This window comes from Candidatus Dormiibacterota bacterium, assembly GCA_036495095.1.
Taxonomy (GTDB): Bacteria; Chloroflexota; Dormibacteria; order Aeolococcales; family Aeolococcaceae; genus CF-96.
The window spans coordinates 1-8,215 of record DASXNK010000040.1 but is presented as its reverse complement, the minus strand read 5'-3'; the positions used below and the strand labels follow the sequence as shown (position 1 = coordinate 8,215).

Sequence of the window (8,215 nt, the reverse complement as noted above, 5' to 3'; positions counted from 1 at the left end):
GGTCGGTGGTCAGCGGCCCCACCTGTGGGTGATGGCGTCGGAGGCCACGCTTCGGGGCGAGCCCGGCGCGCCGGGCGCGGACCTGCGCTGGGCGGGCCCGGTGGTCGGCGAGCTCGCCCGGCGCCTGGCCTGCGACGCGGCATGCACCCAGGTGTCGGTGAACGGCGGCGGCGTGGAGGTCGGGCGCACGGTGCGCACCATCACCCCGGCGATGCGCAGGAAGCTGGTGGCCCGTGACCGTGGCTGCAGGTTCGAGGGATGCGACTGCCCGCCGGAGTGGACGGAGGCCCACCACATCCAGCATTGGATGAACGACGGCGAGACCGAATTGCCCAATTTGGTGCTTGCGTGCTGGGTCCACCATCGACTCGTCCACGAGGGAGGATGGCGGATCTGGTGGGGAGCGAACGGGAAGCTGGAGGCCGAGCCCCCATAGCCGAGTGCGCATGCATGGTGTGTCAACCCGGTTGTCATACCGGTGCTGGAACGAGATGTGTTCCCGACATCTTTGTCCGTGACAGTCGGGTAACGACCATCCCCGAGCACCTCTCGCCGTGGATGCTGGTCTCGAGAGAGGCCGGTCGTCACCCCGCCCATGGGTGACAGCGACCGGGTTCGATGATGAGGGCATCCGGATGAGCACGGTGATCATCTCTGCAATGCGGGTGATCCATGTATGGGAGGACACCGGCATGAACGCGCTGCGCTCGGTGTTCGCGGAGCTGGGCGCCGCCATCGACCTGCTGGAGGACGCGGTGGCCGAGGCCTCGGTGCCCGACGGGAACCCGACCGTGCTCACCGGCCGGTCGCAGCGACCCGTCCTCCGGGTCGAGGGCGCGCTGGAGGCCGACGGTCCCCGCTGACCCCGGGCGGTGGGCCGGCGCCCGGTGGTAAGAAGTCGCCATGAGCGACGGCCTCGCCACCCCCCCGGATCCCCTCACCGACCTCGTCGCCTACGTCGCCCTGCCGCGGGTCGGGGGGCTGTGGCTCTCGCCGGACGGGGGCCGGCTCGTCGTCGGCGTGGCCACCCCCGATCCGAAGGGGACGCGCTACGTGACCGCGCTCTGGGAGGTCGATCCCGCGGGTCGCCGGCCCGCCCGGCGGCTGACCCGCAGCGCCCGGGGCGAGACCGCGGCCGCGTTCACGCCGGGCGGCGACCTGCTGTTCGTATCGGCGCGGCCGGAGCCCGACGCCGAGGGTGGGGAGGCCGAGGCGACCGCGTCGCTCTGGCTCCTGCCGGCCGCCGGGGGAGACGCCCGGGTGGTGGCGGCGATGCCCGGTGGGGTCCGCGGCGTGGTCGTCGCCCGGGACGCCGGGACCGTCGCGCTCGGCTCCGCGATGATGCCGTCGGCCACCGACGCCGAGAGCGAACGGGAGATCCGCAAGCGGCGGAGGGACGGCAGGGTCTCGGCGATCCTGCACGAGCAGTACCCGATCCGGTACTGGGACCACGACCTGGGGCCGGATCGCACCCGCCTGCTCGTCGCCGAGCCCGGCGATATCGCCTCCGGGGACGCCCGGCTCGATCTGCGCGACCTCACCGGCCACGTCGGCCGGGGGCTGCACGACGAGGCGGGCTGGGAGATCACCCCCGACGGTCGCACCCTCGTCAGCGACTGGTCGGTGGCGGAGGCGGGCGGCTCGCAGCGGTCGGTGGTGATGGCGATCGACGTGGCCAGCGGCGAGCGGCGGGTGCTCGCCGGCGACCCCGACCACGACTACGAAGCGCCGCGGCTCTCGCCCGACGGCACCCGCGTCGCCGTCCTCGCCGGCCGCCGGTCGACGCCCCACGACGCCGGTGACCAGTGGCTGGGCGTCGTCCCGCTCGCCGGTGGCGAGGTCCGGGCCCTGACCGCCGGCTGGGACCGCTGGCCCGCCTCCGCCCGCTGGACGCCGGACGGCGCCGCGCTCGTCGTCGTCGCCGACGACCACGGCCGGTCGCCGCTGTGGCGGGTCGACGCCGCCAGCGGCGAGCCCACCCGGCTGACCGGCGACGGCGCCTTCACCGACGTCGAGGTGTCGCCCGACGGGCGCTGGGCCTACGCGCTGCGCTCGACGGTCGACTCCCCTCCCGTGCCCGTCCGGGTCGCCCTCGACGGGGGATCGCCGGTCGAGGTCCTGCCCGGCCCGGCGGAGGTTCTCGGGGCCGGGTCGGAGCTGCCGGGACGGCTCGAGGAGGTGACCGCGACCGCCGCCGACGGGACCCCGCTGCGGGCCTGGCTCGCCCTGCCGCACGGCGCCGCCGCGGAAGCGCCGGCCCCGCTGGTGCTCTGGATCCACGGCGGCCCCCTGGCCTCGTTCGCCGCCTGGTCCTGGCGCTGGAACCCGTGGCTCCTGGTGTCCCGGGGCTATGCGGTGCTGCTGCCCGATCCCGCCCTGTCGACCGGCTACGGCATCGACTTCGTCCGGCGCGGCTGGGGCACCTGGGGCGCCACCCCGTACACCGACCTGATGTCGATCACCGACGCCGCCGAGGCGCGCGCCGACATCGACCCCGGGCGCACCGCCGCGATGGGAGGTTCGTTCGGCGGCTACATGGCGAACTGGATCGCCGGGCACACCGACCGCTTCGCGGCGATCGTCACCCACGCCGCACCCTGGGCGCTCGACCAGTTTGGCGCCACCACCGACGCCCCCTACTACTGGGCCCGCACGATGACCGCGGAGATGGCCGAGGCCAGCTCACCGCACCGCTTCGGGGACGCGATCGTCACCCCGATGCTGGTCATCCACGGCGCCCGCGACCACCGGGTGCCGGTCGGCGAGGCGCTGCGGCTGTGGTGGGACCTCGCCGCGCGCTCGACGGCGGAGGACGGCTCGACCCCGCACCGCCTCCTCTACTTCCCGGAGGAGAACCACTGGGTGCTGTCGCCGAACCACGCGCGGGTCTGGTACTCGACGGTGCTGGCCTTCCTCGCCCACCACGTGCTCGGTGAGGCCTGGACGCGTCCCGACCTCACCGACTGACCCGGATCACTCGACGGCCGACTCCGCGGGCGGGCGGTCGGCCGGCGGGGGCCACAGGGTGCCGAGCCACTCCAGGCTGTGCACCAGCTCGAGGCGCCAGGCGGCCCAGCCGTGGCCGCCGGGCACCACGTCGAAGGAGACCGGCTCCCAGCCGAGCCGGCGGAGCTCGGCGACGAAGCCCTCGTTGGTGTCCAGGTAGCGGCCGTCGCCGGTGCCGACGCCGACGTAGACGGGCATGCGCTCCTGGGCGGCGACGTGGGTCACGGTCAGCAGCGGGCTGTTCGCCGCCGCGGCGGGGCCCGCGAAGAACCCCGGGCGCGCCGCGAAGTAGCCGGAGTAGCTCGCCGCCCAGCTGAAGAGGCGGGGATGGCGGGTGGCGATGTTCAGGGCGCCGAAGCCGCCGGCGCTGAGCCCGGCGACGCCCCGGTGGCCGGCGCCCAGGGTGCGGTAGCGGGCGTCCACCCCGGGCACCACGGAGTTGATCAGCCAGTCCTCGATGCGGTCGCCGCGGGCGGTGTCGGCCCACTCCGCGTCGGCGCTGACCCTGCCGTTGCCGTCGGGGAGCACCGCCAGCAGCGGCGGCACCACCCGGGTGGCGATCAGCTGGTCGAGCACCCCGGGGAGCTGGGCACCGCTCAGCCACTGCAGCTCGGTGGAGGGATAGCCGTGGAGGAAGTAGACCACCGGGAACGAGGTGCCGGGCTGGAGCGCGTAGGAGGGGGGCAGGTACACCCGCACGCTGCGGCCGCCCACCGAGATCGGGTCGATGCGCCCGGCGGGGAACTGCCGTCCGGTCGCCGCCGCCACCACCCCCGGGCCGGGGTGGCCGCTCCCCAGGTGCGACCCCGGGGCGGAGTAGCTGTAGAGGGCGGTGAGCGAGCCGTCCTGGAGCGCGGTGGTGGCGGCGGGCGCGGCCACCAGCGCGGCCAGGGTGATGCCCGCGACCAGGGGCGGCCAGGCCCGCCTGCTGCGGCGCAGCCGAGCCCACACGACGAGCGCGTCGGCGCGCAGCAGCGCCCCGATCGCGGCCCCGGCGGTGGCGGCGACCGCGCCGAGCAGCAGCATCCCGAGCGGCTGGGCCACCCAGCCGAACGCGACCGTCCTCGTCGCCAGGCCGCCGGTGGGACCGGAGCGGGCGGCGCCGGCGAGGAACGGCACCACCTCGACCGCGACCAGGCCGAGCAGGCAGCCGGCCCGGGCCGGCCCGGGCCGGGCGCCGAGGAGGGTGGCCACCCCGGATCCGGCGAGCACGGCGATCAGGGCGGCGACGAGGGTGCCCCGCTGCTCGTCCATTCCCAGCCCCACCGCCCAGCCGCTCAGCCCGCCACCGAGGAGCAGCCACAGCAGCAGCACCGCGGCGAGGGCCAGCGCCGCCTGGGTCAGGCGGTGGTGGGCGACCCGGTCCAGCCGTGCCCGCGCCCGCGCCGCCCGGTGCGCGCCGGGGGCGCCGGTCTCGGTCTCGGGCGCCGGAACCTGCACGATCTCACAAGCTTACCCAGAAGTCGGGGGGTGGTCGGCGCTACCGGACCGTGGCGTGCCGGTCTCCACCATCTCGGGTACGCTGAACGGCACGTGACTCCCGAGACCGCCGTCGCGCTGAAGGTCGAGACCCGCGAGCTCGACGTCTGGTTCGGGACCACCCAGGTGCTCCGGAGCATCGACCTCAGGGGACCGGCCGGTGAGGTGACGGCGCTGATGGGGCCCAGCGGCTCGGGGAAGAGCACGCTCATCCGCTGCATCAACCGGCTCAACGACACGGTGCCAGGGTTCCGCATGCGTGGGGCGATCCTCGTCGACGGCCACGACGTGACCAGGGAATCCGTCAATCCGGCGACGCTCCGGCGCCGGGTGGGGATGCTCTTCCAGCGTCCCAACGTCTTCCCGATGTCGATCGCCGAGAACATCCTCTACGGGCTGAAGCTCTGCGGTCGGGTCGTCCACGAGGAGGGGGCGGAGATCGTCGAGCGCACGCTGCGCGAGGTCGGCCTGTGGAACGAGGTGTGCAGGCGCCTCGACCAGTCGGCCCTCCAGCTCTCGGGAGGCCAGCAGCAGCGTCTCTGCCTGGCGCGAGCGCTCGCCGTCGAGCCCGACGTCATCCTCATGGACGAGCCGACGTCGGCCCTCGATCCCCGGTCGACCACCCTCCTCGAGAAGCTGATCCGGCAGCTCGTCCCCGAGCGCACCGTGCTCATCGTCACCCACAACGTGCAGCAGGCCCGCAGGGTCAGCGACGTCGCCGCCTTCCTCATCGCCGGCGACGACGGCGTCGGCGAGCTGGTCGAGCAGGGCCCGGCGGCGGAGATCTTCACCGCCCCGCGCGACCGCCGCACCGCCGACTTCATCGAGGGCGTGCTCGGCTGATGTCCCGGACCGCCGGGGCCACCTTGATGGAGCCGAGACCTCCCAGCGCGTGAGTCGGGACGAGTTGACGACGACGGCGACGCTGCTGGCGTTGTGCAGCACCGCGGCGATGACCGGGTTGAGGCTGCCCAGCGCTCCGGCGACGAGGCCGAGCGCGTTGACGCCGATGGCGAGCCCGTAGTTCTGGCCGATGACCGGTCCGACGCATCCTGCCCCCGCGAACACTAATAAGAACCGTTCCTGATAGACTGGCACGCATGGCAACTGCGCAACGCCCGCCCGACCGGGTCCCCGTCACCGTGCTCACCGGCTTCCTCGGATCGGGGAAGACCACGCTGCTGAACCACATCCTCACCGCTCAGCACGGCCGGAGGATCGCGGTCATCGAGAACGAGTTCGGAGAGATCGGGATCGATGACGCCCTCGTCGTCAACGCCGACGAGGAGGTCTTCGAGATGAACAACGGGTGCATCTGCTGCACCGTGCGCGGCGACCTCATTCGCATTCTCGGAAACCTGATGCGCCGCCGCGATCGCTTCGACCACATCCTCGTCGAGACCACCGGCCTCGCCGACCCGGCGCCGGTCGCCCAGACCTTCTTCGTCGACGACGAGATCTCCACCCAGCTCCGCCTCGACGCCATCGTCACCCTCGTCGACGCCAAGCACATCCTCGACCACCTCGACGAGGTCAAGCCGGACGGCGTCGAGAACGAGTCCGTCGAGCAGGTCGCCTTCGCCGACCGCATCGTCGTCAACAAGATCGACCTCGTCGACGCCGAGACCATCCGCAGGGTCGAGGAGCGGTTGCGCTCGATCAACGCGGTCGCGCAGATCGTGCGTTCGGAGCACGCCCGAGTCGACCTCGACCGCATCCTCGGCGTCGGCGCCTTCGATCTCGCCAAGGTGCTCGAGATGGACCCGACCTTCCTCGAGCAGTCCGACCATCTCCACGACACCCGCGTCACCTCCGTGGGCATCGAGCTCGACGGCGACCTCGACTCGGATCGCCTCAACGCCTGGATCTCCAAGCTCCTCCGCGAGAAGGGGGTCGACATCTTCCGCAGCAAGGGCATCCTCGCGATCCAGGGCAACTCCGACCGCTTCGTCTTCCAGGGCGTGCACATGCTCATCGACTCGCGGCCCGCGGGCCCGTGGGGCGGCGAGCGGCGCCGCAGCCGGCTCGTCTTCATCGGCCGCAACCTCGACCGCGAGGAGCTGACCGCCGGCCTGCGCAGCTGCGTCGCCGTGCCGGTCACCGCCTGAGATGGCGGCGCCCGCCGTCGACACCCGTCCCGGCGCCGCCGCGGTCCCGCTCTGGCGCACCGGGCTCAGCGACCACGTCGCCGCCCTCGCCATCGCGCCGGGCCGCGGGATGGTGGCGGCCGGGTCGCTCGGCGGCGACGCCGTCGTCCTCGACGCCGCTGACGGCACCCCCGTCGCCCGCCTCGCCGAGCACCCGCTCGGCGTCCTCAGCCTCGCCTGGAGCCCGGGAGGCCGCCGGCTCGCCACCGGCGGCCAGGACGGGCGGGTCAGCCTCTGGGACCGCATCGACGGGGCGTTCGGGTCGATCGACCTCCCCGGCTGGGTCGTCGCCCTCGCCTGGTCGCCGGACGGGGCCCTCCTCGCGGCCGCGGGCGGCCGAGACGTCGCCGTCGTCCGCAGCGACGGCACCATCGTCGCGCGGTACGGTGGCCATCCGAGCACGGTGTCGTCGCTCGACTGGGAGCCCGGCGGCGGGCGTCTCGCCGTCGCCGCGTATGGCGGCGTCCGCTGGTACGACCCCCGTCGCGATCTCGCCGCCCCGGTCCAGGAGTACGCGTGGAAGGGCTCGATCCTCACCGTCGCCGTGTCCCCGGACGGGCGCTGGCTCGCCTCCGGCAACCAGGACTCGACGTCGAAGGTGTGGGCGATCCCCACCGGCGAGGACCTGGAGATGACCGGCTATCCCGCCAAGGTCGAGCGTCTCGCCTGGGACGATCGCGGTGACAACCTCGCGGTGGCGTCGAGTGAGATCGTGATGGTCTGGCGGTGCGGCGGCCCCGGCCCCGAGGGCACCCGTCCGCACCTGCTCGAGGCGCACACCGACCGCATCACCGACCTGCGGTTCCAGCAGAGCGGATCGCTCCTCGCCACGGTGGGGCGCGACGGCCTCCTCGCGGTGTGGAACCTGGCGAAGCGCCGCCGGCCGCACCGCGCGCTGGCCGTCGGCGAGCCGCTCTCGTCCGCCGGGTGGGTCGCCGGCGACTCCCTCGTCGTCGGCACCGCCGCCGGCGAGGTTCTCCGGCTCGGCATCGGCGGCGGCGGGCCCGCTCCGCGGCGGTGAGGTCACCGGACGCCGACACCCTGGTGGTCGGCGCTGGCCCCCACGGGCTCGCGGCCTGCGCGTACCTGCTCTCCGAGCGACCGGCTGACGCCGGCGGCCTGCTCGTCATCGATCCGCAGGGGTGGCTGGACGAGTGGAACAGCAGGCTCCGCCGGCTCGGGGTGCGGCGGCTGCGGTCGTCGTGTGTCCACCACCCCGACCCCGGGCCGTGCGCGCTCCTCGGTTTCGCCCGCGACCGCGGGCGCGAGGCGGAGATGACCGGATCCTTCAGCCTCCCCTCCGTCGGTCTCTTCGCGGACTTCTGCGCTGCGATGGTCGACCGCCTCGGGCTCGAGGAGGTGCGCGTCCCGCTGCGGGTGACGGGGCTGCGCTCCGATCCGCACGGCGCCGCGGTCGAGCTCGAGGACGGGTCGTCGCTGCATGCCCGCCGGGTCGTGCTCGCCACCAACCCCGCGGTGCCGCGCATCCCCGCGTGGAGCCGTGCGCCTCTCGGTGCCGCGCCGGCCGGCCGCGTGCGGCACTCCGACGACGTCGACCTCGACGTCACACCGCTCGCGGGCGA

The 8,215-nt window shown here is 74.0% G+C and carries 8 protein-coding genes; 7 read left to right on the top strand and 1 reads right to left on the bottom strand.

Annotated elements, in window-relative coordinates:
* The 3 genes from VGL20_04460 to VGL20_04450 form a co-directional block, all read left to right on the top strand.
* Positions 1-436, top strand: a 436-nt coding sequence (locus tag VGL20_04460) for an HNH endonuclease signature motif containing protein (GenBank protein HEY2702922.1), incomplete at its 5' end; no start/stop codon positions are given.
* Positions 437-635: 199 nt separating this feature from the next.
* Positions 636-863: a hypothetical protein gene (locus tag VGL20_04455; protein HEY2702921.1), complete on the top strand. Its 228-nt coding sequence runs from the start codon at positions 636-638 to the stop codon at positions 861-863.
* Between the two features lie 40 nt (positions 864-903).
* Positions 904-2,967, top strand: coding sequence for a prolyl oligopeptidase family serine peptidase (locus VGL20_04450; protein ID HEY2702920.1), 2,064 nt, complete (start codon positions 904-906; stop codon positions 2,965-2,967).
* Between the two features lie 6 nt (positions 2,968-2,973).
* Here the strand turns inward: VGL20_04450 and VGL20_04445 are convergent, their stop codons facing one another.
* Entirely contained in the window at positions 2,974-4,446 is a 1,473-nt protein-coding gene (locus VGL20_04445) for an alpha/beta hydrolase-fold protein (protein ID HEY2702919.1), read from the bottom strand.
* 93 nt (positions 4,447-4,539) lie between these two features.
* On the opposite strand from VGL20_04445, the gene VGL20_04440 reads away from it, so the two are divergent.
* The 4 genes from VGL20_04440 to VGL20_04425 form a co-directional block, all read left to right on the top strand.
* Positions 4,540-5,328, top strand: coding sequence for a phosphate ABC transporter ATP-binding protein (locus VGL20_04440; protein HEY2702918.1), 789 nt, complete (start codon positions 4,540-4,542; stop codon positions 5,326-5,328).
* A gap of 257 nt (positions 5,329-5,585) precedes the next feature.
* Positions 5,586-6,593 carry a GTP-binding protein gene (locus VGL20_04435; GenBank protein HEY2702917.1) on the top strand — a complete coding sequence of 336 codons (1,008 nt, stop codon included), beginning with the start codon at positions 5,586-5,588 and terminating at the stop codon, positions 6,591-6,593.
* Position 6,594: 1 nt separating this feature from the next.
* Positions 6,595-7,653: a WD40 repeat domain-containing protein gene (locus VGL20_04430; protein ID HEY2702916.1), complete on the top strand. Its 1,059-nt coding sequence runs from the start codon at positions 6,595-6,597 to the stop codon at positions 7,651-7,653.
* Positions 7,650-8,215 (top strand): FAD/NAD(P)-binding protein (locus VGL20_04425; protein ID HEY2702915.1); only part of this gene is annotated, 566 nt, incomplete at its 3' end. The genes VGL20_04430 and VGL20_04425, both read left to right, overlap by 4 nt.

Bases quoted from the DNA above. Each gene is read 5' to 3' on its own strand.
- VGL20_04455 (HEY2702921.1), top strand. From the start codon at position 636: ATGAGCACGGTGATCATCTCTGCAATGCGGGTGATCCATGTATGGGAG.
- VGL20_04450 (HEY2702920.1), top strand. From the start codon at position 904: ATGAGCGACGGCCTCGCCACCCCCCCGGATCCCCTCACCGACCTCGTC.
- VGL20_04435 (HEY2702917.1), top strand. From the start codon at position 5,586: ATGGCAACTGCGCAACGCCCGCCCGACCGGGTCCCCGTCACCGTGCTC.
- VGL20_04430 (HEY2702916.1), top strand. From the start codon at position 6,595: ATGGCGGCGCCCGCCGTCGACACCCGTCCCGGCGCCGCCGCGGTCCCG.